This is a genomic window from Streptomyces sp. NPDC029044 (assembly GCF_040637495.1).
Lineage (GTDB): Bacteria > Actinomycetota > Actinomycetes > Streptomycetales > Streptomycetaceae > Streptomyces.
Window position 1 is genome coordinate 253,083 of sequence record NZ_JBEZWN010000002.1, and the last position, 25,566, is coordinate 278,648.

Sequence of the window (25,566 nt, forward strand, 5' to 3'; positions counted from 1 at the left end):
ACGGTGTACGGCGGCGGACGGTGCCAGGGGTCTGCGTGCCGCGGTCGGACCCGACGTCGTGTCAGGTCGTGTCCTCGCCGAGCGGTTGCGGGTTGGGGGAGATGCGGCGCGTTTCCTTGTCGCGTCCCGGTGGGGTCAGGAACAGTGCCACGCAGCCGGCGAAGAGGGAGATGGAGCCGGCCAGGACGAAGGCACCGGAGTGCCCCCACGCACCGACCACCACGGCACCCATACCGGCGCCCAGGCCGGAGACGAGCTTGGCGCTGTAGACCATGCCGTAGTTGGACGCGTTGTTGTTCTCACCGAAGTAGTCGGCGGTGAGCGCGGCGAACATCGGGAAGATGGCGCCGCCGCCGAAACCGGAGATCGAGGAGAAGACCAGGAACAGCGGAAGGTTCTCGGCGTTCGCCGACCAGAGGATGCCGTACTGGGACAGGCCCAGGATCACGCAGACGACGAGCAGGCACCGCTTGCGGCCGTACAGGTCGGAGAGCCAGCCGATGACACCGCGGCCGGTGCCGTTGACGATGGCCTTCAAGGACATGGCCGTGGCCACGATCCCGCCCGCGAACCCGGCCTCCTCGCCGATCTCCACCTGGAAGGCGATGCCGAAGATGTTCACGCCGGACGTGCAGGCCAGACAGAACCACATCAGGGCGACCCGGCCGGTTTTCCACGCCTCCTTGGGGGAGTACTGGCGCACCGCCGGCGGGTTCATGCGCATCGAGCGGGCCGCGCGCGGGTCGTCCGGCGGGTTCAGCGGGTCGATCGTGGAGGGCCACCAGTTCTTCGGCGGGTCCTTGAAGAAGTAGCCGGAGAACGCCACCATGCCGGCCAGGAACACGCCCACCGAGACCAGCACCCAGCGGAAGTTGGTCAGGTCCATGTAGCCGTTGAAGAGGAAGACGAAGGGCACCGAGCCGTAGGCGAAACCGCCGTTGACGAAGCCGGTCTTGCCGCCCTTGCGCTCCGGGTACCACTTGCCGACCATGTTGACGCAGGTGGCGTACACCATGCCCGCACCCATGCCGCTGAACATGCTGAAGCCGATGTAGGCGAAGACCACGTGCGGCGCGAAGGCGAGGGACAGGTAGCCCAGCAGGGTGCCCGTCGCGCCGAGCATCATGGCCCAGCGGGCCGGCAGTTTTCCGCTCTCCCGCAGTTTGCCCGCGGGGAAGGCCACCGCGGCCTGGAAGAAGACCCAGACGGTCATCATCCAGAAGATGTGCATGCTGTTCCAGCTGTGCGCCGTGTGCAGGGTGTCCTCGGCGGACGCGAACGCGTACTCGGCGGAGGAGATGCCCATCATGCCGATCCAGGGCAGGATCACCATCCACTTGCGTTTGCGCCCCATGATGTCGATGTCGGTCTCACCGAGGCGGTAGACGCGACCGTTCGCGTCGGTGACCTCCCGGTAGGGAACCGTTGTGGGCAGATCGGTCGTTGTCATGTCGTGTCGCACCCCTTGCGTCGAAAGATCTGGCCAGCGCCCCCTGTCCCATGCCTTTCGTGCGCGTGCGGCTCCCGGGCCGGCCGACGCGCACCGTCGGCCGGCCCCTCCGCTCACTCACCTCATGTACCGCCCCCCAGCAGTCCCGCCTCCCGCGCCCAGCGGTACTTCGCGCCGAGCACGGCCACCGGCTTCTCGGTCGTGTACGGGTATGCCACGACCCCGTGCTCGAAGAGGTACTGGCAGGCCTCCTCGACCTCCACGTCCCCCGCGAGCGACGCCACCACGGGCTTCTCGATCCCGCGCTCCCGGAACTCGGCCACCACGCGCGCGGTGAGCTCCGCGAAGACCATGGGAGGAGTGACGATGGTGTGCCAGTAGCCGAGGACGAGCGCGTGGATGCGCGGGTCCTCCAGACCCAGCCGGATCGTCGCCTCGTACGTCGAGGGCGGCTCGCCTCCGGTGATGTCCACCGGGTTGCCCGCGGCCCCGAAGGGCGGGATGAACCTCCGGAACGCCTCGTCCAGGTCCGGCGGGATCTCCATCAGCGACAGGCCGTTGTCCGTCACCGCGTCGGAGAGCAGCACACCACTGCCGCCGGCGCCCGTGATGATCACGACGTTGTCGCCCTGGGGAGCGGGCAGCACCGGCAACGCGCGCGCGTACTCCAGCATGTCGTTCAGCCCCGGTGCCCGGATCACCCCGGCCTGCCGCAGGATGTCGTCGTACACGGCGTCGTCGCCCGCCAGGGCACCGGTGTGCGAGCCGGCCGCCTTGGCACCCGCCGCCGTCCTCCCGGCCTTCAGCACGACCACCGGCTTCTTCGGCACGGTCGCCCGCGCCGCCTCCACGAAAGCGCGCCCGTCCTTGAGGTCCTCCAGGTGCATCGCGATGCACTGGGTGTTCGGGTCCTCTCCGAACCAGGTCAGCAGGTCGTCCTCGTCCAGGTCCGACTTGTTGCCGAGCCCGACGATGGCAGACACGCCCGTCTTGGTGGTCCGCGCGAAGCCCAGGATGGCCATCCCGATGCCGCCCGACTGCGAGGTCAGCGCCACCCCGCCCTTGACGTCGTAGGGCGTGCAGAACGTGGCGCACAGGTCCTGCCAGGTCGAGTAGTAGCCGTAGATGTTCGGCCCCAGCAGCCGTACGCCGTGCCGCTCGGCGATCGCCACGATCTCCGCCTGGAGTTCGTGTTCGCCGGTCTCCGCGAACCCGGAGGGGATCAGCACGGCGTTCGGGATCTTCTTGCGTCCCACCTCCTCCAGTGCCGAGGCCACGAACTTGGCGGGGATCGCGAAGACCGCCACATCCACCTCGCCGGGAACGTCCGTGACACTCTTGTACGCCTTGCGGCCCAGAATGTCATCGGCCTTGGGGTTCACCGGATGGATCTCCCCGGCGAACCCTCCGTCGATGAGGTTGCGCATCACCGAATTGCCGATCTTCCCCTGCTCGTTGGAGGCGCCGATCACGGCGACCGAGCCCGGCTGCATCAGCCGGCGCATCGAGGTGAGGATCTCGTCGCGCGAGTACTTCCGGCGGGGAGCCGGCTGCGACTCGGCGAGGATCACCCGGATGTCGGCGGCGACGGCACCCTCCGCCGTCGCGATCACCGGGTTGAGGTCCACCTCGGCGATCTCGGGGAAGTCCGCGACGAGTTCCGAGACCCGGCGGATCTGCTCGGCGACGGCCCAGCGGTCCACGCCCGCCTGGCCGCGAACCCCGCGCAGGATCTCTGCCGACCGGATCGAGTCCAGCATCGACAGCGCCTCGTCGGCGTCCACCGGCGCGAGCCGGAAGGTGACGTCCTTGAGGACCTCGACGAGCACCCCGCCGAGCCCGAAGGCGACCACCTTCCCGAACGTCGGGTCCGTGACCGCGCCGACGATGACCTCCTGCCCCTTGGGCAGCAGCTCCTGCACCTGCACGCCCGAGATGCGGGCATCGGCGTCGTAGGCGCGTGCGTTGTCGATGATGGTGTGGAAGGCGGCCCGTACGTCGGCCGCGCCCTCGACCCCGACGATCACTCCGCCGGCGTCGGTCTTGTGCAGGATGTCCGGCGAGACGATCTTCATCACGACGGGCCCGCCGAAGCGCGCCGCGAACGCCACCGCCTCGTCGACGTCCGTCGCCAGTTCCTCGCCCGGTACGGCGATCCCGTACGCGTCGGCGATCACCTTGCCCTCGGGCGCGGTCAGCGCGGTCCGCCCCTCGGCCCGCACGGACTCCAGGAGGGACCGCACCCGCAGGACCCGGTCTTCCGCCATCACGTCAGATCACCCCGTTCGACTTGAGCAGGCGCACTTCCTCGTCACCGAGGCCGAGTTCGCCGACGTAGACCTCTTCGTTGTGTTCGCCGAGCAGGGGTGAACTGGTCACCTCGACGGGGGAGTCGGACAGCTTGAGCGGGCTGCCGACGGTCACGAAGTCGCCGCGCTCGGGGTGCGGGACGGTGACGACCATATCGTTGGCGACCAGCGACCGGTCCTCGATGATCTCCCGGGTGGACAGGATCGGCCCGCACGGGATGTTGTGCGCGTTGAGCCGCTCCAGCACCTCCCACTTGGGCAGCGTCGAGGACCACTCCTCGATCAGCTGGAACATCTTGCCGAGCTTGGGCAGCCGCGCCTCGGGCGTCGCCCACTCGGGGTCGGCGGCCAGCTCGGGCCGGCCGATCAGCTCGCTGAGCGGCTGCCAGCCGACGGGCTGCACGATGACGTACACGTAGTCGTTCGGGCCGCCCGGAGCGCACTTGACCGCCCAGCCGGGCTGGCCACCTCCGGACGCGTTCCCGGACCTGGGAACCTCGTCGCCGAAGTCGTCGTTGGGATATTCACGGAGCGGGCCATGTGCCAGCCGCTGCTGATCCCTCAGCTTCACCCGGCAGAGGTTGAGGACGGCATGCTGCATGGCCACGTTGACCCGCTGCCCGCGCCCGGTGTTCTCCCGCTGGTACAGCGCCGCGAGAATCCCCGCCACGGCGTGCACACCCGTCCCCGAGTCCCCGATCTGGGCCCCCGTCGCCAGCGGCGGCCCGTCCTCGAAACCGGTGGTCGACATCGACCCGCCCATGGCCTGCGCGACGACCTCGTACGCCTTGAAGTTGGTGTACGGGCCCTCGCCGAACCCCTTGATGGAGGCATAGACGATCCGTGGATTGATCTCCTGGATGCGGTCCCAGGTGAAGCCCATCCGGTCCACCGCGCCCGGGCCGAAGTTCTCGACCATGACGTCGGACCGCCGGATCAGCTCGGTGAGGATCTCCTTGCCGCGCTCGGTCTTGGTGTTGAGGGTGATGCTCCGCTTGTTGCAGTTGAGCATCGTGAAGTAGAGGGAGTCGACGTCCGGCAGGTCACGCAGCTGCTTGCGCGTGATGTCGCCGGTCGGCGCCTCCAGCTTGACGACGTCCGCGCCGAGCCAGGCGAGCAGCTGGGTCGCCGACGGCCCGGACTGGACGTGGGTCATGTCCAGCACGCGGATGCCTTCGAGGGCCTTGGTGGACGGAGTGGTCATCGGGGCACCTCACTTGTACATAGTCTGGTTCATGGTTCCGGGGGCGTACGCGTCGGGGTCGACCCAGACGTTGATCAGCGACGGCTTGCCGGACTCGCGGGCGCGTCGCAGCGCCGGGCCGATGTCGGCGGGGTCGCGGACCTCCTCGCCGTAACCACCCAGCATCTGGGCGAACTTGTCGTAGTGGACGTCGCCGAGGGTGTTGCCGACCCGGTCGCGGTCCTTGCCGTACTTGGCGGCCTGGCCGTACCGGATCTGGTTCATGGAGGAGTTGTTGCCGACGATGCCGACGAACGGGAGGTCGTAGCGGACGAGCGTCTCGAAGTCCCAGCCGGTCAGGGAGAACGCGCCGTCGCCGAAGAGCGCCACGACCTCCTTGTCCGGCCGCGCCTGCTTGGCCGCGAGCACGAACGGCACCCCGACGCCGAGCGTGCCCAGCGGTCCCGGGTCCATCCAGTGCCCGGGCGACTTGGGCTGCACGACCTGGCCGGAGAAGGTGACGATGTCGCCGCCGTCGCCGATGTAGATCGAGTCCTCGGTGAGGAAGTCGTTGATCTCGCTGACCAGACGGTAGGGGTGGATGGGGGAGGCGTCGGACTTCAGGCTCGGCAGCCGCTTCTCCAGAGCGGTCTGCTCGGCCGCCCGCAGCTCGTCCAGCCACTCCTTGCGCTTGGACGCGCCTCCGTTGATCCGTCCGGAGGCCGCCTCGGTCACCGACTTCAGCACCAGCCCGGCGTCTCCCACGATGCCGAGGTCGATGTCGCGGTTCTTGCCGACCGTGCGGTAGTCGAGGTCGATCTGCACGACGGTCGCGTCCGGCGACAGCCGCTTGCCGTACCCCATGCGGAAGTCGAAGGGCGTCCCGACGATCACGATGACGTCGGCGTTGGAGAAGGCGTACCGACGGGAGAGCTGGAAGTGGTGCGGGTCGCCGGGCGGGAGGGTGCCGCGTCCCGCGCCATTCATGTAGGCGGGGATGTTGAGGGCCCGCACGAGCTCGATGGCCGACTCGGTACCCCGGGTCGTCCAGACCTGGCTGCCGAGCAGGATGGCCGGTTTCTCGGCGTGCACCAACAGGTCGGCGAGCTTCTCGATCGCCTCGGGGTCGCCGGCCGAGCGGGTCGAGGCGCGGTAGGCGCCGTCCCGCGGCACGCGCGCCTTGGCGGCCGGGACCTTGGCGTCCAGCACGTCACGCGGGATCTCCAGGAAGGAGGGGCCGGGCGCGCCGTGGAAGCACTCGCGGAACGCCATGGACACCATGTCCGCGGCACGGGCCGTGTCGGGCACGGTCGCCGCGAACTTGGTGATCGGGTTCATCATGTCGACGTGCGGCAGGTCCTGGAGGGAGCCCATCTTGTGCTGGGTGAGCGCCCCCTGACCACCGATCAGCAGCATCGGGGACTCCGCGCGGAAGGCGTTGGCGACACCGGTGACGGCGTCGGTCGTCCCGGGGCCCGCGGTCACCACGGCGCAGCCGGGCTTGCCGGTGATGCGCGCGTAACCGTCGGCGGCGTGGGCGGCGACCTGCTCGTGGCGTACGTCGACGACCTCGATGCCCTCGTCGACGCAGCCGTCGTAGATGTCGATGATGTGGCCGCCGCACAGCGTGTAGATGCGGTCGACTCCCTCGGCCTTCAGCGCCTTGGCTACGAGATGACCACCGGAAATCAAGTCCTGGGTGTCGTCGGGCATGGCGAAGTCCTGTCCCTTCGTAGGGGGTTGGAGCGGCTCGCGGTACATTGCATACAGTCGACGAATACTGTATGAAACTTGTTATCCCGCATCCGGTGGGTGGTGTCCAGGGGGCGTGCGGCACTTTCAGTCAGGAGCCGGAAATGGACCTGTACGAACACCAGGCAAGGGAACTCTTCGAAGAACACGGCATCTTGGTCCCGCGGGCCGAGGTGACCGACTCGCCCAAGGGAGCGCGCGAGATCGCACGCGGTCTCGGCGGTCGAGTCGTGGTGAAGGCCCAGGTCAAGACAGGTGGGCGCGGGAAGGCGGGTGGTGTGAAACTCGCCGCCGACCCGGCCGCCGCGGAGCTGACAGCGCGCCAGATCCTCGGCATGGACATCAAGGGCCACACGGTCGGCAAGGTCATGCTGGCCCAACCCGTGGACATCGCGGACGAGTTCTACGTGTCCTACGTGCTCGACCGCGCGGCGGGCCGTTTCCTCGCGATCGCCTCGGCCGAGGGCGGCATGGAGATCGAGGAGGTCGCCGCCACGAGGCCGGAGGCGGTCGCCCGCATCCCCGTCGACCCGGCCGAGGGCGTGACCTCGGCCAAGGCCACCGAGATCGCCGATGCTGCCGGGCTGCCACCCCAGGCCGTCGACGTCCTCGTACGCCTGTGGCAGGTACTGGTCCGCGAGGACGCCCTCCTCGTCGAGGTCAACCCGCTCGTCCGCACGAAGCAGGGCCGGATCCTCGCCCTCGACGGCAAGGTCACCCTCGACGACAACGCCCGCTTCCGGCAGGCACGCTGGGGCGCTGACGACACCGGGCACGACGACCCGCTGGAGGCGGCCGCCGCCGCGAAGGGTCTCAACTACGTCAAGCTGGACGGCGAGGTGGGCATCATCGGCAACGGCGCCGGCCTCGTCATGTCGACCCTCGACGTGGTCGCCGGATGTGGCGCCCGGCCGGCCGATTTCCTCGACATCGGCGGCGGAGCGAGCGCCCAGGTGATGGCGGACGGGCTGTCGGTCATCCTCTCCGACCCGGCCGTGAAATCCGTCTTCGTCAACGTCTTCGGCGGGATCACCGCCTGCGACGCGGTCGCCGACGGCATCGTGCAGGCCCTGGAGACCGTCCGGCTGACCAAGCCGCTCGTCGTCCGCCTGGACGGCAACAACGCGGCCCGGGGCCGGGCCGTTCTCGACGAACACGCGCATCCGCTGGTCCAGCAGGTCACCACCATGGACGGCGCCGCCGCCCGTGCCGCCGAACTCGCCACCACGGCCTGAGGAGAGGGAACGCCATGGCCATCTACCTCACCAAGGAGAGCAAGGTCCTCGTCCAGGGCATGACCGGCGGCGAGGGCATGAAGCACACGCGGCGGATGCTCGCCGCCGGCACGAACGTCGTCGGCGGGGTCAACCCGCGCAAGGCGGGCCGCACCATCGACTTCGACGACCGGGCCGTGCCCGTCTTCGGCTCGGTCGCCGACGGCATGCGCGCGACGGGAGCGGACGTCACCGTGGTCTTCGTGCCGCCCGCCTTCGCCAAGGCGGCCGTCGTCGAGGCCGCCGACGCCGGCATCGCCCTCGCCGTCGTCATCACCGAGGGCATCCCCGTCCACGACTCCGTCGCCTTCACCGCCTACGCCCAGGACAAGGGCACCCGCATCGTCGGCCCCAACTGCCCGGGCCTCATCACGCCCGGCCAGTCCAACGCGGGCATCATCCCTGCCGACATCACCAAGCCGGGCCGGATCGGACTGGTCTCCAAGTCGGGCACGCTGACGTACCAACTCATGTACGAGCTGCGTGACATCGGCTTCTCCACCTGCGTCGGCATCGGCGGCGACCCCGTCGTCGGCACCACGCACATCGACTGCCTCGCCGCCTTCCAGGACGACCCCGACACCGAACTGATCGTCCTCATCGGCGAGATCGGCGGCGACGCGGAGGAACGGGCGGCGGCGTACATCCGCGAGCACGTCACCAAGCCGGTCGTCGGCTACATCGCCGGTTTCACCGCACCCGAGGGCAAGACCATGGGGCACGCGGGCGCGATCGTGTCCGGCTCCTCCGGCACGGCCGCCGCGAAGAAGGAGGCCCTGGAGGCGGTCGGGGTGAGCGTGGGCAGCACACCGACCGAGACGGCGAAGCTGGTGCTCGCGCGGCTCGAAGACCGCTAACGGCCTCCGCGCGGCTCCCGGGTCGATCGATCCCCGGTCCACGCGCGCCGGGTTCGTGGTCGATCTCTGGTCCACGCGTGCCGGGTTCGTGGTCGATCTCTGGTCCACGCGTGCCGGTCCGTGGTCGATCTCCGGCCTACCCGCGCCGGGTCCGTGGTCGATCCCCGGTCCACCGGCGCCGACCCCCTGACCGACTGCCAGGCCGGCTACACCGATTTCCCGGCCGATTGCCGGGCCACCCACCCACCCCCCGCCGAATTCCCCGCCCCCGACTGTGCACCGAGAGCGGAGCAACCCTTGGCACCCACCCTCACCCTCAAGACCGGCACGTCCTGGCCCGACGCGTGGCGGCGCTGTCTTGCCGTCGCCCCCGAGGCCTTCCGCGACGACCGGGTCCTCAACCTCTGGAACGGCGCATGGCAGGACGACGGCCGGGTCCTGCCCGCCGTCAGTCCCGTCGACGGCAGCCCGATCGCCGGCCCGCCCCGTCTGGACGGGACCACCGCACACCGGGCCGTCTGCGCCGCACTCGACCAGCACCACGCTTGGCGGCACCTCCCCCTGGAGGAACGCCGGACCCGGGTCGCGGCCACCCTGGACGCCCTGGCCGAACATCGCGGTCTGCTCGCGCTGCTGCTCGTCTGGGAGATCGGCAAGCCCTGGCGGCTCGCCCAGGCGGACGTCGACCGGGCCATCGACGGCGTCCGCTGGTACGTCGACGGCATCGAACCGATGCTCGCCGGGCGCGCCCCGCTGGACGGCCCCGTGTCCAACATCGCCAGCTGGAACTACCCGATGAGCGTGCTCGTTCACGCAGTGCTGGTCCAGGCACTGGCAGGCAACGCGGTCATCGCCAAGACCCCGACCGACGGCGGTGTCGCCTGTCTGACGCTGGCCTGTGCCCTCGCCGCCCGCGAGGGAATCCCGGTGACGCTCGTCAGCGGCAGCGGAGGCGAGCTGTCGCAGGCCTTGGTGCGGGCGCCCGAGATCGGCTGCGTCTCCTTCGTCGGCGGCCGCGACACCGGAGCCGCCGTCGCCACGGCCGTCGCCGACCTCGGCAAACGACACGTCCTCGAACAGGAAGGACTCAACACCTGGGGCATCTGGAACCACTCGGACTGGGACACGCTCACCGCAGTGATCCCCAAGCTCTTCGACTACGGCAAGCAGCGCTGCACGGCGTACCCGCGCTTCGTCGTCCAGCGGCACCTGTTCGACGCGTTCCTGGCGGCGTACCTCCCGGCGGTGCGCACGCTCAGGGTCGGGCATCCGCTCGCCGTGGAGCAGCCCGACGACCCGTACCCGGAGCTGGACTTCGGGCCGGTGATCAACGCGGCCAAGGCGAAGGAGCTGCGGGACCAGGTCGCGGAGGCGATCGAGCGGGGCGCCGTACCGCTGCACCGGGCCGTGCCCGACGACGGCCGCTTTCTGCCCGGCCAGGACACCTCCGCCTATGTTCAGCCGGTCACGCTCCTCAATCCGCCCTCGTCCTCTCCGCTGCACCACGCGGAGCCGTTCGGCCCGGTCGACACGATCGTCCTGGTCGACACGGAGGCGGAGCTGCTGGCCGCGATGAACGCCTCCAACGGCGCGCTGGTGGCCACGCTGTCCACGGACGACCGGGCGACGTACGACCGGCTCGCCCCGCAGATCCGCGCGTTCAAGGTCGGCCACGGCACGCCCCGCTCCCGGGGCGACCGCGACGAGCTGTTCGGCGGGCTCGGAGCTTCCTGGCGCGGCGCCTTCGTCGGCGGTGACCTGCTGGTGCGTGCCGTGACGCGGGGACCTGAGGGGGAGCGGCTGCCGGGGAACTTCCCGGAGTACCAGCTGCTGCCCTGACGCAGGGGGGCGCGTCCGACGCCGGTTCCCCGCGGGGTTCGCTATGAGGAGCCGGCGTCGGACGCCGTAACGGTCCGACGGAGTGCGGCCCGCCGTGTCCGCGCGGTGTGTCGTCCGTGCGGCCTGCCCCGGCGGGCCGGGCCTCCCGGGACTCCCCGGCCCCACCGGCCCCACCGGCCCCACCGGCCCCACCGGCCCCACGATGCCGGTGCCGGACGCGTGGCACGGCACGGTGCTCCGAGACGTCGCTCAGCCGATGCCCTGCCGGTCCGGGCGCAGGGCGAAATCCCGGTCCGACGCGGTCGGCGCCGCCAGATCGACGGCCTGCCGGAGCAGTTCGCGATGGCGCAGCAGCGGCTCGCGGCGTTTCGGCGGCGCGAGCAGGAGCAAGTCGTCGAGACCGGCCAGCATGCGCCGGGAGATCTGCGGGCTGCCGACGGCGCATCCCCGTACCTCGGCGAACCCGAGATCCACCAGCTCCGTCCAGTCCGGAACCGGCTGCACCAGCCGCACCGCACCGGCCCGGTCCCGGTGCAGGGCGGCGTCCAGCGGCCGTCGGCTCAGCGCCGCCAGGAACTGCACGACACGGTCCAGCGCCTGCACGGCGGTCGTCGGATCGTTGACGGCGGGCGACAGGGCGCGCAACGCGATGTCGGACAACTGCCGCAGCCCGAAACCGAGATCCTGGTGGTAGGTCCGCTCCACCCCCACCGAGATCGCGTACCGCAGCACCCGGCGCGGCGGGACCGGCCCGCCGTGGACCGCCAGCACGGGCATGCCCGGCACGACGAAGTCCCCGATCCGCGGGATCAGCCGCAGCACGACCCCGTGCTTGCGCGCCACCCGCACCAGCCGCGCGACGTGCACGTCCCGCAGCACCCCCGCCCGGCCCTCGTGCGGCACCCACGCGGTCGCGGCGCCCAGGCCGGGATCCTCCTGCCCGCCCACCGGCACCGGCATCGAGGCGACCACCCGGAACGACTCCGAGCCGATCCGCGCGATCACATGGCTGATCCGCATCAGCCGCAGCGTGGAGTTCACGTACAGCACGAAGAGCAGCAGGCTCAGCGCGACCATGCAGAGGGTGAGCACCGACTGCACCAAGGGCACCGACGTGACGGCCCGGGGGTCCTCGACACTGTCGAAGCTCGTCAGGACCAGCAGGGTCAGCACGAAGGTCGCCAGGAACACCGCGAAGGTCGCCTTGGTGATCCTGCTCCGGACGAAGAGCCGCACCACGCGCGGGGTGAACTGCCCGCTCGCCATCTGCACGGCCACCAGCGAGATGCTGAAGACCACACCGATGAAGGTCATCATCGCCGAGCCGACCGCGCTCACCACGGCCTTCGCGTCCTCCGCGAACCGCAGCAGCTCGTCGAGCGTCTCGTAGTCCCGGTCCTCCTGAAGCGCGTCGACGATCGCCGTGTCGAGCGCCTCCGCCCCCACCCAGACCACGAACACGGCCACCATCGCCGCGGTCGGGGCGAACCAGAACGTGTCCCGCAGATGCTCCCTGAGCGGTGACAGCGCACGTGGGCGACGACCCGCCGAGGAGCCCTGCGTAACCATCCAGTCACTCATGGTGCGACCCTAGAGGTATCGGAGCGCGAGGTCCGGGACCCCCGCCAGGCGGGCGGAAACGCAGGTGAAAGGCACTCCGAAACCTTGGTATTGTTGTCCGTGTCGCCGCGGGGAACACCCCTGGCAAGGCGGCGGACACCTGGTCCGGGTGGCGGAATGGCAGACGCGCTAGCTTGAGGTGCTAGTGCCCTTTATCGGGCGTGGGGGTTCAAGTCCCCCCTCGGACACAGACCAGCTCGGGCGGGTCGAGATCTTCTCGATCCGCCCGAGCTGTTGTGCGTCACGTCATCCCTCCGGCCTCAGCGGCGGTACTCCCGCAGCTTGCGGTACAGCGTCGCCCGGCCGATCCCCAGCGCGACCGCCGCGCGGGCCTTGTTGCCGCCGTGGCGGCGCAGCGCCGCCAGGATCGCGGCGCGCTCGGCGTGCTCCATCGGGCTGAGCGGGCGCGCGGCCGGCCCTTCGCGGACGGCGTCCGGCAGTTCCGCCCGGCGCACCGGCCCGGTCGCCCGCCGCTGCTCCGCCAGGGCCCGTACGACGTGAGCCAGCTCGGTGACGTTCCCGGGCCAGGGGTACAGCTGGAGCGCACGCAGGGCGTCCAGGGTCCAGGTCAGCGGCGGCTGCCCGGGCGCCGTGCGGGGTGCGAGGGCCGGCAGGAGTTCCCGGATGTCCTCGGTGCGTTCGCGAAGCGGCGGCAGGGTCACCGCACGGGCGGACAGTTTGTCCAGCAGGCGTTCGAGGCAGGGGCCGACCGGTGCGCCGGGTGTGTAGGTGACGACCAGCCGGGTGTCCGGGTGCTGGTCCAGCAGGGAGTTGAGCGCCGCCACGCCGGGCTGCGCCAGGCGCTCGGCGTGACGGAGCAGGAGTGGGCGGCCGGGCTGCCACCCGGGCAGAGCCTGGCCGAGGCCGGGGTCCAGCGCCGCGTCGGCGGCCCGGACGGGGTCCGGGCCGAACAGCTCCCGCGCCAGCGCGGACTTGCCCGTACCGCGTTCACCGGTGAGCAGCAGGGGCTCCCGGGAGCTGGCCAGTTCGACGGCATGGCCGACGGCGTGCCGCCAGGGGACCGAGGAGCCGGTCAGTGCGACCGGCGGGGGCGCGGCAGGGGCCCGGGGTGGCGGATCGTCGAGGGGGTCCAGGGCGGCCACGATCCCGATGGTCCTGCCGTCCAGGTGGACCGGAGTGACATGTGCGGTGCAGCCGGCTCCCTCCGGCAGCTCCGCCAAGCCCGTGACGTCCGCGTCCCGGGCGCCGGCCGCCGTACGCTCCAGCACCGCGAGCACCTCGGGCGTCAGCAGCCGCTGCGCCGCGTCGCTGACCAGGCGGTTGCGGCCGTCGAGGGCCGCCACGGCCCGGTTCTGTCCCCGTGCCGCCCGCACGTAGGCGTCCAGCAGCACCCGCTCGCCCCGCCCGGCACGCGCCCGCAGCTCGGTCTCGACCGCGGCGACGGCCGCCTCGGCGAGCGCCGCCTGCGGATGCGGCCGGCCCGCGGCGGACAGCGGGGACGCGACCGTCAGGGTGCCCAGTACCTGTCCGCCCTCCGGGCCGAGCACCGGGACGCTGACCGCGGACACGTCCTGCCACCGGTCCAGGAAGTGCTCGGGCCCGTGCACCTCGGCCCGGGTCCGAGCGCGCAGGGCGAGGGCCGCGCTGTTGTTGCCGACCTCCTGCTCCGACAGCACGGCGCACGCGCCCGACCCGGGCGCGCTCCCCGCCGTCCAGAGCACGCGCAGTCGTTCGTCGGTCAGGACGAGCAGCGACCCGTCCCCGCCCAGTGCGGGGGCGATCCGGTCGAGCACCGGCCGGGCGGCACCGAGCAGCACCGACTCCCCGGTGAGCGGCGGACACGCCACCGGCTCCTCCAAGTCGTGCGGCACACCGAAGAAGCGCGCCCGCCGCCACGCCGCGAGGACCTCCGCCGGCACGTCCGGGGGCAACGGACGTCCCGACAGGAACCGTTCGCGGGCGGCGCTCAGCGAGGGTCGGGCGGTGGTTGCGGGGGAGGGGTCTGTGGTGGTCACGGCACGGACCACCGTAGCGGGTTCGGTTGAACGGGCAACAACTGCTCGGTTCGGCCTGCCTCACCGGTGTCTCCCCATGGGACGGCCCGCCCCACCGGTGTCTCTCCCCATGGGACGGCCACCCCACCGGTGTCCCTCCATCGGACGGTCCCCCGGGTGGTCTCGTAGGAGGTGGCCCGCCGCACCGGCGGTCTCGCCGGGGGGCGCGCCGCACCGGGTGTCTCGTATTGAGACACCCGCGGCCGACCGGAGCACGCCATGATCGCGGCGTCCGACTCCCGCCGCCCGAACCCTCCGCAGGAGCCCCCGTGTCCACCGTCGTCGAGACCGACGTCCTGATCGTGGGCAGCGGCCCGGCCGGTGCCTCGGCCGCGCTCGCCCTGAGTACCTACGGCGTCCCCAACATCGTGGTGACCCGTTACGCGAGCCTCGCCGACACCCCCCGCGCGCACATCACCAACCAGCGCACCATGGAGGTGCTGCGCGACCTCGGTGTGGAGCAGGACGTCGTCGCGCAGGCCACCCCGCAGCACCTGATGGGCGACACGACGTTCTGCACCAGCCTGGCGGGCGAGGAACTGGGCCGGGTGCGCTCCTGGGGCAACGACCCGCTCGTGCAGGCCGAGCACGAACTCGCCAGCCCCACCCGCATGTGCGACATGCCGCAGCACCTCATGGAGCCGGTCCTCGTCAACGCCGCCGTCGCCCGCGGCACCCGGCTCCGCTTCCAGAACGAGTACCTCTCCCACACCCAGGACGCCGACGGTGTCACGGCCACCGTCCGCGACCGGCTGCGCGGGGACACGTACGAGATCCGCGCCAAGTACCTGATCGGCGCCGACGGCGGACGGTCGAGGGTCGCCGCGGACGCCGGGCTGCCGATGGGCGGTCAGATGGGCGTGGCCGGCAGCGTCAACATCGTCTTCGAGGCGGACCTGAGCAAGTACACCGCCCACCGCCCGTCCACCCTCTACTGGGTCCTCGCCCCGGGCGCGACGGTCGGCGGCATCGGCGCGGGGCTCGTGCGCTGCGTGCGCCCGTGGAACGAGTGGCTCATCGTCTGGGGCTATGACGTGAGCGCCGGGGCGCCCGACCTGACCACCGAGTACGCCGAGTCGGTCGTCCGGCAGCTCGTCGGCGACGACGACATCCCCGTGACCGTCAGGTCGTCCTCGGCGTGGACCGTCAACGAGATGTACGCGGAGTCGTACGCGAACGGCCGTGTCTTCTGCGCCGGCGACGCCGTGCACCGGCATCCGCCGTCCAACGGCCTCGGCTCCAACACCTCGATCCAGGACGCCTACAACCTCGCCTGGAAGCTCAAACTGGTCCTCGACGGCACCGCCCACCCGAGGCTGCTCGACAGCTACACCGCCGAGCGCGCCCCGGTCGGCCGGCAGATCGTCACCCGCGCCAACCGGTCCATCCGGGAGACCGCCCCGGTCTTCGAGGCCCTCGACGGTCTCTCCCCGCAGACCCCCGAGCAGCTGTGGGCCAACATCGCCGCCCGCAAGGACGCCACCGAGGCCGCCGAGAGGCAGCGGGCGAAGCTGCGCGAGGCGATCGCCTTCAAGGTCTACGAGTTCAACGCGCACGGCGTCGACCTGAACCAGCGCTACCCCGCCGACGGTGGTGCCGCGATCGTCCCGGACGGCACCCCCGACCCCGGTTTCGCCCGCGACCCCGAGCTGTACCACCAGGCGTCCTCCCGGCCCGGCGCCCGGCTCCCGCACGCCTGGATCACCTCCGGCACCCGCAGGCTCTCCACCCTCGACACGATCGGCCGGGGCCGCTTCACCCTGCTGACCGGCATCGGGGGAGAGGCCTGGGTGCGGGCGGCCGAGGGGCAGGAGGTGGAGATCGCCACGGTGGTGATCGGCCCCGGGCAGCCGTACGAGGACCCGTACGGCGACTGGGCGCGGCTGCGGGAGGTCCCGGACGCGGGCGCCCTCCTCGTACGCCCGGACGGATTCGTCGCCTTCCGTCACACCGGCGCCGGTCCGGACGCCGGGAAACTGCTCGCGGACGCGCTGCGGCGCATCCTCGGGCATGCCTGAGCGCGCCATCATGGAAACTGCGGAAGAGCTGCAAGCAACGGCAGAGCCGGACGAAGCGGACGCCGACGACGAGGAGCCGGGATGACCACCGACGCGACCGGGACCGGCGTCACCGAGCAGGCCCTCGCCGGCCTGCGCGGGACCGCAGACCCGAGACTGGGCGAGCTGCTCACCGGCCTCGTCCGCCACCTGCACGACTTCGCACGCGAGACCCGTCTCACCCAACAGGAGTGGGAGCGGGCGATCGCCTTCCTGACGGCGACCGGCCGGGCCTGCACCGACACCCGGCAGGAGTTCATCCTGCTGTCGGACGTCCTGGGCCTGTCGATGCTGGTGGAGACTCTGAACGGCGACCGCGCGGCGGGGGCGACCGAGTCGACCGTGCTGGGCCCCTTCCACCTGACCGAGTCGCCGGTCCGTGCGCTCGGCGACGACATCGACCTGGTGGGCGGCGGCGAGAGGTGCGTGGTCAGCGGCCGGGTGCGGTCCGCCGACGGCACGCCGCTGCCCGGCGCCGTCGTCGACGTCTGGCAGGCCGACGACAAGGGTTACTACGACGTGCAGCAGCCCGGCGTCCAGCCCGCGGGCAACGGACGCGGGCTGTTCACCGCCGACGCCGAGGGCCGCTTCTGGTTCCGCACCTGCGTCCCGGCGGCGTATCCGATCCCGACCGACGGACCTGTCGGCGGGCTGTTGCGCGCGACCGGGCGGCACCCCTACCGCCCCGCGCACATCCACTTGATCGCCGAGGCCGAGGGCCACCGGCCCGTCACCACGCACATCTTCGTGGCAGGGGGCGAGTACCTCGACTCCGACGCGGTGTTCGCCGTGAAGCCGAGCCTGGTCCAGGACTTCACGGAGACGGACGACCCGTCGCTGGCCCGGGAGTTCGGGGTGACGAACCCCTTCCGGCACGCCCGCTTCGACCTCGTCCTGGAGCGGACCGCATGACGTTCCAGGAGCGGTTCACGTACGAGACACGGCCCGTGCGGGTCGTCTTCCGGCCCGGCGCGGCCGTCACGGCGACCCCGGACGAGGTGGCGCGCCTGGGACTGAGGCGGCTGCTCGTGGTGTGCGGCAGCCGGGGCGAGTCCGTGGCACGGACCGTGGCGGACGCCCTCGGCGACAGGTGCGCCGGGCTGCACCCCGAGGCGCGGATGCACGTGCCCGTCGAGGACGCCGACCGGGCCGTCGCCGCTGTCCGGGCGGCCGGTGCGGACGGCTGCGTCGCGGTCGGCGGCGGCTCCGCCATCGGGCTCGGCAAGGCGATCGCCCTGCGCACCGGACTGCCGCTGATCGCCGTGCCGTCGACCTACTCGGGCTCGGAGATGACCCCGGTGTGGGGCCTGACGGAGCACGGCACCAAACGCACCGGCCGCGATCCGGTCGTCCAGCCCCGCAGCGTCGTCTACGACCCCCGGCTCACCCTCACCCTGCCGGTGGCGCTGACCGTGACCAGCGGGATCAACGCACTCGCGCACGCCGTCGAGGCGCTGTACGCCCCGGACGTCTCACCGCTGGTGACGGTCATGGCCGAGGAGGGTGTCCGGGCGATGGCCGGGGCGCTGCCGCGGCTGGCCGACGACCCGGAGGATCTCGACGCGCGCAGCCGGGCCCTGTACGCGGCATGGCTGTGCGGAGCGTGCCTCGGGGCGACGACCATGGGCCTGCACCACAAGCTGTGTCACGTCCTCGGCGGCACCTACGGCCTGCCGCACGCCGAGACCCAAACCGTCGTGCTGCCCCACGCCCTCGCGCACAACGCCCCTGCCGCACCGCAGGCGTTGACCGTGCTGAGCCGCGCCCTCGGCGGCACCGACGACGTGCCCCGCGCCCTGTGGGACCTGGCCGCCCGCCTCGGCGCCCCGCGCTCCCTGGCCGAACTGGGCCTCGCGAGGGCCGACGTGACCCCGGCGGCGGCCCGGGCAGCGGGCGAGCCGTACGCCAACCCGCGGGAGGTGACGGCGGAAGGGGTACGGGGGGTACTGCTGGCCGCGTACGAGGGAAACCCGCCGGACTCCGGCTCGCGGACAGTAGGTGACCGCAAGCCTTCCTAAGGTCCTGGCATGACCCAGACGCAGAGGATTCTTGTCACCGGCGCCACCGGAACCGTGGGCCGTCAGGTCGTAGCCGCGCTGCTCGGCCGGGGGCACGAGGTGCGGGCCCTGACCCGGGACGCCGCCCGAGCCGCCTTCCCGCCCGGTGTCGAGGTCGTCGAGGGCGACCTCAACGAGCCGGAGGGCCTGGCCACGGCCCTGGAGGGAGTCACCGGCCTGCACCTGATCACCTTCGCCGGGGCCGCGTTCACCCCGCTGGAGACCGGCCCCCGGCTCCTGGAACTCGCCCGTTCCGCGCGGGTCCGCCGCGTCACCGTGTTGCACGGCGGAGGCCATACCCCGCTGGAGGATGCGGTGCGCGCCGACGACGGCGTGGACTGGACCGTGCTCGTGCCGGTCGAGTTCATGGCCAACGCACTGGAATGGCGGGAGGGGATCGTGGCGGCGGGCGAGGTGCGGGAGCCGTTCGTGGACCGGCTGAGCGCCATGGTCCACGAGGGCGACATCGGTGCCGTCGCCGCGGTCGCGCTCACGCAGGAGGGGCACGCCGGCCAGGAGTACGTGCTCACCGGCCCCGAGGTGCTCACCGTCGGCGACAAGGTGAAGACGATCGCCGCAGCCGTCGGCCGGGAGATCGCCCTGGTCGAGCTGACGCAGCAGCAGGCTGTCGCGCAGTGGCGGGCGGATGGCCTCCCCGAAGACGTCGTCGGCTTCCTGCTGGAGGCGTACGGGAACACACCGGAGGTGGGCCGTACGGTTTCCGGCGCCGTCGAGAAGGTCACCGGCCGCCCCGCTCGCACCTTCGCCCAGTGGGCCGCCGAACACGCGGACGCCTTCCGGGGGCAGTCCTGACTGTCTCGTATTGAGACACCCGCGCCGGAGCCCGGTCCGTCAAGATCGACAAGGGGGTGTGACCGCAGCAAGGTGCGGCCGTCGGCGTGCGTTGGATCGCCGCCGGCCGGCCGCACACCCGTAGAAAGGTGACCACCATGGCCCTCGCACTGCTCCGGCGCCGGTGGCTCAAGAACACCCCCGCCGCAGCGGCGGGCCTCGCCCTCCCCCTTCCCGCCGGCGCGGGCGCCGTCGCCCGCGAGGTCGTCGACCCGATGGGCTCGCCGCTGGCCGCGGCGGACGTCACCGTCACCGCCCTGGACACCCACCGCGTCGCCGTCCGCGGCACGACCGACCCGTACGGCTACTTCCTCGCGGCACTGCCGCCCGGCCGCTACAGCCTGCTCATCTCGGCGGAGGGCCTGCGGCCGCACCGCGAGACGATCGAAACGGGCCCGGGCGCCCCGGCGGCCACCGAACGCGTCTGGCTGCAACCCGCCGAGGCGCTCCAGCTGCCGACGCCCGGAACCTGGCTCTTCGACCCGCCGCACACGGCGATCCGGTTCATCGCCAAACACGTCGGCATGGCCCATGTCCACGGCCGCTTCGAACGCTTCGAGGGCGGCATCCGGATAGCCCCGGACATGACCGACTCCCGCGTGCACGTCCGCATCGACGCCTCCAGCATCACCACCGGCAACAGCACCCGCGACAACCACCTGCGGTCCGCGGACTTCCTCGACGTGGAGCGCTTCCCGCACATCGACTTCACCAGCGCGCGCTTCGCCTACCGGGGCGGCAGCAAGTGGACGCTCCAGGGCTCCCTCACGATGCACGGCGTCAGCCGCTCGGTGGCCCTGGACACGACGTACCTCGGCACCGTGAACGGCGGTTACGGCCAGGAGTTGCGCTGCGCGGCCCTGGCGACGGCGGAACTGCACCGCGAGGACTACACGCTGAACTGGCGTTCCATGCTGGCCCGGGGCATCGCCGTGGTCGGCCCGACCGTCCAACTGGAACTCGACGTCCAGGCGATGTACCGCACCCATGACACGCCTACGCCGCCGGAGTAGTGATCCGACCCCGGGGTGAACGTTCCTGAGGTGACCAGTGCCCCGCTCCAACCGTCACCGGGGGAGCGGGGCGCTTCGTCGTGCCCGGCGTCAGCCGGTGATCCCGCCGTTGAACTCGGGGAAGTCCAGGTCGAAGTTCTCGCTGTTCCGCTGCACCGTCACCACGATCTTCTTGCCGTACTTCGTCTCCAGTACGTGGTCGGCGTTCTTCGCCGCCTTCACCCCGGGAGCGAGCCGGCCCTCCAGCGGCTGCGAACCGTTCTCGAACATGGTGAAGGACGCCTCTCCACCGTTCGTCGCTCCTTCGACGATGAGCGACAGGTCGTCCAGGGCGACCGGCTCCTTGCTCCCGTTCTCCAGCTTCAGCGTCACGCGGAAGTCGGTGCCGCCCGGCTCGGGCGACTCCAGCAGATCCTCGTTGAAGTCGGTGAACCTTCTGGCCTCGACGACCGACACCTTCAGCCCGTCGGGCCACGTGTACGACTCGCCGAACTTCAGGCCCGTCGACTTCGCCCCCGTGCCGGCGTCGCCGTCGGCATCCTCGGCGCAGTGCTCCATCCACTCGGCCTGGTCGAGGGTCTGGCCCGTGCAGTCGACCTTCTTCGACTTGCCGGCCGGAGACTTCGTCTTCGACGCCGAGGCACTGCCCGTGTCGTTGCCGCCGCATGCGGTCAGAGCGGCCAGAAGCAGGGCAGCCGTAGCCGCAGTAGCGCGAACGCGCATCATTCCCCCCAAGGTTGAACGTCGGAACACCGTAGGCCACATGTGGGGGAGATGTGTGCACGTGTCACCGACTCGTGACCTGGTGGCGCCCCACGCCCAGTTGACGGCCGCCGGAGTAGCGGTCCGAGGTGCGGAGAGACCAAAGGGGCGCTGCGGGACTCGGCAGGTGCGACCGGCGACTACCGTCAGGTCGCCGTCGGCCGGGACACGACGCAGGCGAACCCGACCGCCCCGCACCGCCCGACACAAAAACCCCTGGCCCCGTTCCCGCCGGCCTCCCTACACTCACGCCCATACCCGGCGCCGCCCACTACCCGGCGCCGGGCACCGGCGCGACGAACGAAGGGAGACGGCCATGCGTGACCACACCGCTGCCGTCGTCTCCCTGCCTCGCTACGAGGTGATCCTCGTGTCTTCGTCGCCCCGGTGCCCGCTGCGCGGCGGCACCGGCTGACCGGGACGAACGCCTGACAGCTCAACGGTCCTGACGCGACGTCAGGACCGTGCTTCCCGTCCGTTCGCTGCCCCCGGGAATCGCGCTGCCCCATTTCTGATCGCACCGAAAGGCCCCGGGCCGTGCGCACCCACCTCAACCCGCTCGCCGTCGTCCGCAACCTCGGCATCCTCGCCCATGTCGACGCCGGCAAGACCACCGTCACCGAACGGATCCTGTTCGCCACCGGCACCACGCACAAGCGCGGCGAGGTCCATGACGGCACCACCGTCACCGACTTCGACCCGCAGGAGCGCGACCGGGGCATCACCATCTTCGCCGCGGCGGTGAGCTGCGCCTGGGACGGTCACCGGCTCAACCTCATCGACACCCCGGGGCACGTCGACTTCGCCGACGAGGTGGAGCGTGCGCTGCGGGTGCTCGACGGTGCGGTGGCCGTGTTCGACGCGGTGGCCGGGGTGGAGCCGCAGAGCGAGTCGGTGTGGCGGCAGGCCGACCGGCACGGCGTACCGAGGATCGCGTTCGTCAACAAGATGGACCGCGCCGGGGCCGACCTCGACGCGGCCGTGGCGTCGATCCGGGAGCGGCTGCACCCGGCGCCCCTGGTCGTGCAGTTGCCGGTCGGCTCGGAGGACACCTTCACCGGCGTCGTCGACCTGGTGCGCATGCGCGCACTGCTGTGGGCCGACGACGGCACCGCCGAGGACGTGCCGGTGCCCGGCGGCCTGCGCGAGGAGGCCCTGGCCCGCCGCCGGTCGCTGGAGGAGGCCGTGGCGGAACTGCACCCGGGCGCGCTGGAGGAGTTCTGCGCCACGGGCACGCTCTGCGCGGGGACCCTCTCCTCGGCGCTGCGCGAGGTGACCCGGGACGGTGACGGCGTCGTCGTGCTGTGCGGCTCCGCGTACCGCAACCGCGGTGTCGAGCCGCTGCTCGACGCGGTCGTGGCCTACCTGCCGTCGCCACTGGACGTGCCGCCGGTCCGCGGCACGCACGACGGCGAGGAGCAGGCGCGGCCCGCCGACCCCGCGGCACCCGCCGCAGCCCTCGCGTTCAAGGTGCATGCCACCCCGACGGGACGGCTGACCTATCTGCGGATCTATTCCGGCACGATCGAGAAGGGAGACACACTGTGGGACGCGAGCGCTGGGCGCAGCGAGCGGATCGGGCGGATCCTGCGGGTGCAGGCCGACCGGCACGCCCCGCTGGAGCGAGCCGTCGCCGGGGACATCGTCGCCGTGGTCGGGCTGAGGTACGCCCGCGCGGGCTCGACCCTGTGCGCGGCGGACGCGCCGCTCGCCCTGGAACCGCCCGGAGTGCCCGAGCCGGTGGTCTCCGTCGCCGTCGAGTCCCGCCGGGCCGGTGACACCGGCCGGCTCGCGTCGGGGCTGGCACGGCTGACCGAGGAGGATCCCTCGCTGGTCGTGCGGTCCGACCCGGAGACCGGGCAGACGGTGTTGTCCGGCATGGGTGAGCTGCACCTGGAGGTTGCGGTGGAGAAGCTCCGGCGCGAGCTGGGGCTGGAGGTCAATGTCGGCCGCCCCCGCGTCAGTTACCGCGAGACCGTCGGCCGGGGCGTGTCCGGGCTGGTGTTCCGGCACGTCAAACAGGACGGCGGGGCGGGGCAGTTCGCCCATGTCGTCCTTGATGTGGAGCCGCACGAGGAGGGAGGTTTCGCGTTCCGATCGGCGGTCATCGGCGGGCGGGTGCCGCAGGAGTACGTCCGGGCGGTCGAGGCCGGCTGCCGGGACGCCCTCGCCGAGGGCCCGCTCGGCGGGCACCCGGTGACCGGGCTGCGGGTCACCCTGACCGACGGGTCGACCCATGTGAAGGACTCCTCGGACACGGCGTTCCGCACGGCCGGCCGGCTCGGCCTCCGGGAGGCCCTGCGCGCCTGCGCGATGGTCCTGCTGGAGCCGGTCGTCGAGGTCACGGTCACCGTGCCCGAGAACGCGGTCGGCGGCGTGCTCGGCGACCTCGCCGCCCGTCGCGGCCGGGTGACCGGCTCGGCCACCCGCGCGGGAGCGGCGGTCGTCACCGCCACCGTGCCGCTGGCCGAACTGTTCGGCTATGCGACCCGGTTGCGCAGCCGCACCCAGGGCCGCGGCACCTTCACGGCCCGGCCCACCGGTTACGCGCCGGCACCGGTCCCGACACCGGCGCGGTAGCGCACGGGACCGGCCCCTCCCCGCCTCGTTCGGAGGCAGGGAGGGGCCGGTGCCCTCGGGCCGGTCGTTGCCGCCACCGCGCCGCCAGTATGGCCGCCGAGTCGCCGTCGTCCAGACCGACAAGTCGATGCACCAGCCTCTCTATCTGCTGGACGGGCAGCAGCGGTTGACCTCCTTCGCATGGGTGTACCGGCCTGAGTCCAAGGCTGACGGCCGGCTCATCGATCTGCGTTTCGACGTGCGTACCGAGGAGTTCGTCAACCCGAGCGCCGTGCAGCGCAAGGACCCGCTCCTGATTCCGGTTTCGACGCTGCTTCAGGAAAACGCGCAGTTCTATCAAGTCCTGCACAAGGCGGGGGTGCCGTTCGACGATCCGAACTTCGACGCGTGGACGCAGCGGATGCAGAAGGTGAACAACATCCGGCATCATCAGATCGCCGTCATCACCTATGAGTCCGACGACTACGAGGAGGTCGCCGAGCTCTTCGCCCGGCTGAACAAGGGCGGCCGACGCCTGTCCAAAGGTGACCTCGTGTACAGCGCCATTGCGGCTCGCTGGGCCGAAGGACTGGACACCATGGACTCCTTCCATCAGGAACTGCAGGACAGCAACTTTGCTCTGAACAGGGAAGCCGTCCTGCGCCTCATGAGCCTGCTCGCGGGAACCGGCGCCCACCACATCAAGCTCATCGGGGCGGAAGTGGACGAAGCCGCGCTGAAGGAGGCCTGGCAGGCCACCGAGAGGGCTCTGCGCTTCGCCATCGACTTCCTGAAGGGCGAGTGCTCGATCCCCCGCTCCGAGGTTCTCTCGTCGCCGAACGTCACCATCGTGCCCGCTCTGCTGCTGCACCATGGCGATGGCAAGCTACGTCCGGGTGAGGCTCAGCTGCTACGCCGCTGGGTGTACACGGCCATGGCGTTCAGCCACTACTCCTTGCAGGTAGAGGGCAAGCTCGACGCGGAGGCCAGGCTGATCAAGTCGCGCGAGGGTGACGATTTGTTCGCCGAACTCATCCGCCGGGCCTCCGGCCCGCGGTCGCTGGACAGTGCTTTGCACCCGAGGGATCTGGAGCAGAAATACTCCACACACCCCTTCTTCAAGCTGCTCTACATCGCCGCGCTACGGGGCACGGCAAGGGACTGGGCAACCAACATCGCCATCAGCGACCAGCCGATGAACACCGGTGCCACCATCGAGTTCCACCATGTGTTCCCGCGCGCCCGAGTTCAGGGGACGTACGCCAAGGAAGAGTGGAACAGCCTCGCCAACCTGGCCTTCATCACTGGCCAGACCAACAAGATGATCTCCTCGCGGCTACCCGCACAGTACATGCCGGACATCGCTTCGGAACGCCTGACCGAACAGTGGGTCCCCGAAGAGCAGGAGCTGTGGTCCCTCGACCGTTTCCCCGATTTCCTGGCCGCACGCAGGCGCTCGCTGGCCAATGTCCTCAACGGGCTTCTGGGGCTTCCCCGCTACGATGCGCAGGCCGCGCACCTGGACACCGACGAGTTGCCTGCCGACGAGGAACTGATCGCGGAGGACCCGACGGCACCCACGTTGATCGGGACGGAAGTGCAAAAGCTGCGGACGGAGCAGGGAGTCGAGATCCACGCGGTCTACGAGGGCCGACGTACCGACGCCTACTACGACCCCTCGTCCCGCACCGTGACGATTCCCTCCGGTCCCGGCCGCGGTGATTACGAGACTCCCAGCGCGGCGGCAGTCGCAGTGGTGCAAGCCATCAACCCGCATATCAATCCGAACCGTAACGGGTGGTCGTTCTGGACGGTGACTGCCACGGGGCAACAACTGCAGAGCATTCGCTAGCTGCGGTCGCAGTCCCTCACCATTGCGAGTTGTCGACCGCGAGTCCCTGGTCACGCGATGCGCGGCACACTCGTCGCCAGGCTCACCGAGGAAATTGAACGTAGAGCAGTTCGCC

Annotated in this window: 17 protein-coding genes and 1 tRNA gene; 11 read left to right on the top strand and 7 right to left on the bottom strand. The window is 71.1% G+C overall.

Going from position 1 to position 25,566, the window contains the following annotated elements:
- Positions 1–61 precede the first annotated feature (61 nt).
- From AB0E85_RS03110 to AB0E85_RS03125, 4 genes are all read right to left on the bottom strand, one after another.
- Positions 62–1,450: an OFA family MFS transporter gene (locus AB0E85_RS03110; protein WP_361921835.1), complete on the bottom strand. Its 1,389-nt coding sequence runs from the start codon at positions 1,448–1,450 to the stop codon at positions 62–64.
- A 122-nt stretch (positions 1,451–1,572) separates the two neighbouring features.
- Complete coding sequence (locus AB0E85_RS03115; RefSeq protein ID WP_361921837.1) at positions 1,573–3,717, bottom strand: acetate--CoA ligase family protein; 2,145 nt, start codon at positions 3,715–3,717, stop codon at positions 1,573–1,575.
- A 4-nt stretch (positions 3,718–3,721) separates the two neighbouring features.
- On the bottom strand, positions 3,722–4,963 hold the full coding sequence (frc, locus tag AB0E85_RS03120) for a formyl-CoA transferase (RefSeq protein ID WP_361921839.1): 1,242 nt from the start codon (positions 4,961–4,963) through the stop codon (positions 3,722–3,724).
- Between the two features lie 9 nt (positions 4,964–4,972).
- A complete protein-coding gene (locus tag AB0E85_RS03125) occupies positions 4,973–6,655 on the bottom strand; it encodes a thiamine pyrophosphate-binding protein (protein WP_361921841.1) in 1,683 nt (560 codons plus the stop codon).
- Positions 6,656–6,798: 143 nt separating this feature from the next.
- Between AB0E85_RS03125 and sucC the strand changes: the two genes are divergently transcribed.
- From sucC to AB0E85_RS03140, 3 genes are all read left to right on the top strand, one after another.
- A complete protein-coding gene (gene sucC / locus AB0E85_RS03130) occupies positions 6,799–7,929 on the top strand; it encodes an ADP-forming succinate--CoA ligase subunit beta (RefSeq protein WP_361921843.1) in 1,131 nt (376 codons plus the stop codon).
- 14 nt (positions 7,930–7,943) lie between these two features.
- Positions 7,944–8,825 carry a succinate--CoA ligase subunit alpha gene (gene sucD / locus AB0E85_RS03135; protein WP_361921845.1) on the top strand — a complete coding sequence of 294 codons (882 nt, stop codon included), beginning with the start codon at positions 7,944–7,946 and terminating at the stop codon, positions 8,823–8,825.
- A 297-nt stretch (positions 8,826–9,122) separates the two neighbouring features.
- Positions 9,123–10,664: an aldehyde dehydrogenase family protein gene (locus AB0E85_RS03140; RefSeq protein WP_361921847.1), complete on the top strand. Its 1,542-nt coding sequence runs from the start codon at positions 9,123–9,125 to the stop codon at positions 10,662–10,664.
- Positions 10,665–10,913: 249 nt separating this feature from the next.
- Here the strand turns inward: AB0E85_RS03140 and AB0E85_RS03145 are convergent, their stop codons facing one another.
- A complete protein-coding gene (locus AB0E85_RS03145) occupies positions 10,914–12,245 on the bottom strand; it encodes a DUF2254 domain-containing protein (protein WP_361921849.1) in 1,332 nt (443 codons plus the stop codon).
- Between the two features lie 142 nt (positions 12,246–12,387).
- Between AB0E85_RS03145 and AB0E85_RS03150 the strand changes: the two genes are divergently transcribed.
- A tRNA-Leu gene (locus AB0E85_RS03150) sits at positions 12,388–12,472 on the top strand.
- Between the two features lie 72 nt (positions 12,473–12,544).
- Here the strand turns inward: AB0E85_RS03150 and AB0E85_RS03155 are convergent.
- Positions 12,545–14,260: a helix-turn-helix domain-containing protein gene (locus AB0E85_RS03155; RefSeq protein ID WP_361921851.1), complete on the bottom strand. Its 1,716-nt coding sequence runs from the start codon at positions 14,258–14,260 to the stop codon at positions 12,545–12,547.
- Between the two features lie 308 nt (positions 14,261–14,568).
- On the opposite strand from AB0E85_RS03155, the gene AB0E85_RS03160 reads away from it, so the two are divergent.
- From AB0E85_RS03160 to AB0E85_RS03180, 5 genes are all read left to right on the top strand, one after another.
- Positions 14,569–16,317, top strand: a complete 1,749-nt coding sequence (locus AB0E85_RS03160; RefSeq protein ID WP_361921853.1) for an FAD-dependent monooxygenase — start codon at positions 14,569–14,571, stop codon at positions 16,315–16,317.
- An 81-nt stretch (positions 16,318–16,398) separates the two neighbouring features.
- Complete coding sequence (locus AB0E85_RS03165; protein ID WP_361921855.1) at positions 16,399–17,268, top strand: dioxygenase; 870 nt, start codon at positions 16,399–16,401, stop codon at positions 17,266–17,268.
- Positions 17,265–18,374: a maleylacetate reductase gene (locus tag AB0E85_RS03170; protein ID WP_361921857.1), complete on the top strand. Its 1,110-nt coding sequence runs from the start codon at positions 17,265–17,267 to the stop codon at positions 18,372–18,374. Before AB0E85_RS03165 ends, AB0E85_RS03170 begins: the two co-directional genes overlap by 4 nt.
- 9 nt (positions 18,375–18,383) lie before the next feature.
- Positions 18,384–19,226 (top strand): NAD(P)H-binding protein, encoded by an 843-nt coding sequence (locus AB0E85_RS03175; RefSeq protein ID WP_361921859.1) that lies wholly within the window; start codon positions 18,384–18,386, stop codon positions 19,224–19,226.
- A 137-nt stretch (positions 19,227–19,363) separates the two neighbouring features.
- On the top strand, positions 19,364–20,278 hold the full coding sequence (locus tag AB0E85_RS03180; RefSeq protein ID WP_361921861.1) for a YceI family protein: 915 nt from the start codon (positions 19,364–19,366) through the stop codon (positions 20,276–20,278).
- A gap of 90 nt (positions 20,279–20,368) precedes the next feature.
- Here AB0E85_RS03180 and AB0E85_RS03185 read toward each other — a convergent pair whose 3' ends face one another.
- Positions 20,369–21,004, bottom strand: coding sequence for a hypothetical protein (locus AB0E85_RS03185; protein ID WP_361921863.1), 636 nt, complete (start codon positions 21,002–21,004; stop codon positions 20,369–20,371).
- A 573-nt stretch (positions 21,005–21,577) separates the two neighbouring features.
- On the opposite strand from AB0E85_RS03185, the gene fusA reads away from it, so the two are divergent.
- Both fusA and AB0E85_RS03195 read left to right on the top strand, forming a co-directional pair.
- Positions 21,578–23,620: an elongation factor G gene (fusA, locus tag AB0E85_RS03190; RefSeq protein WP_361921865.1), complete on the top strand. Its 2,043-nt coding sequence runs from the start codon at positions 21,578–21,580 to the stop codon at positions 23,618–23,620.
- A gap of 49 nt (positions 23,621–23,669) precedes the next feature.
- Positions 23,670–25,451, top strand: coding sequence for a DUF262 domain-containing protein (locus AB0E85_RS03195; RefSeq protein WP_361921867.1), 1,782 nt, complete (start codon positions 23,670–23,672; stop codon positions 25,449–25,451).
- Positions 25,452–25,566: the final 115 nt, after the last annotated feature.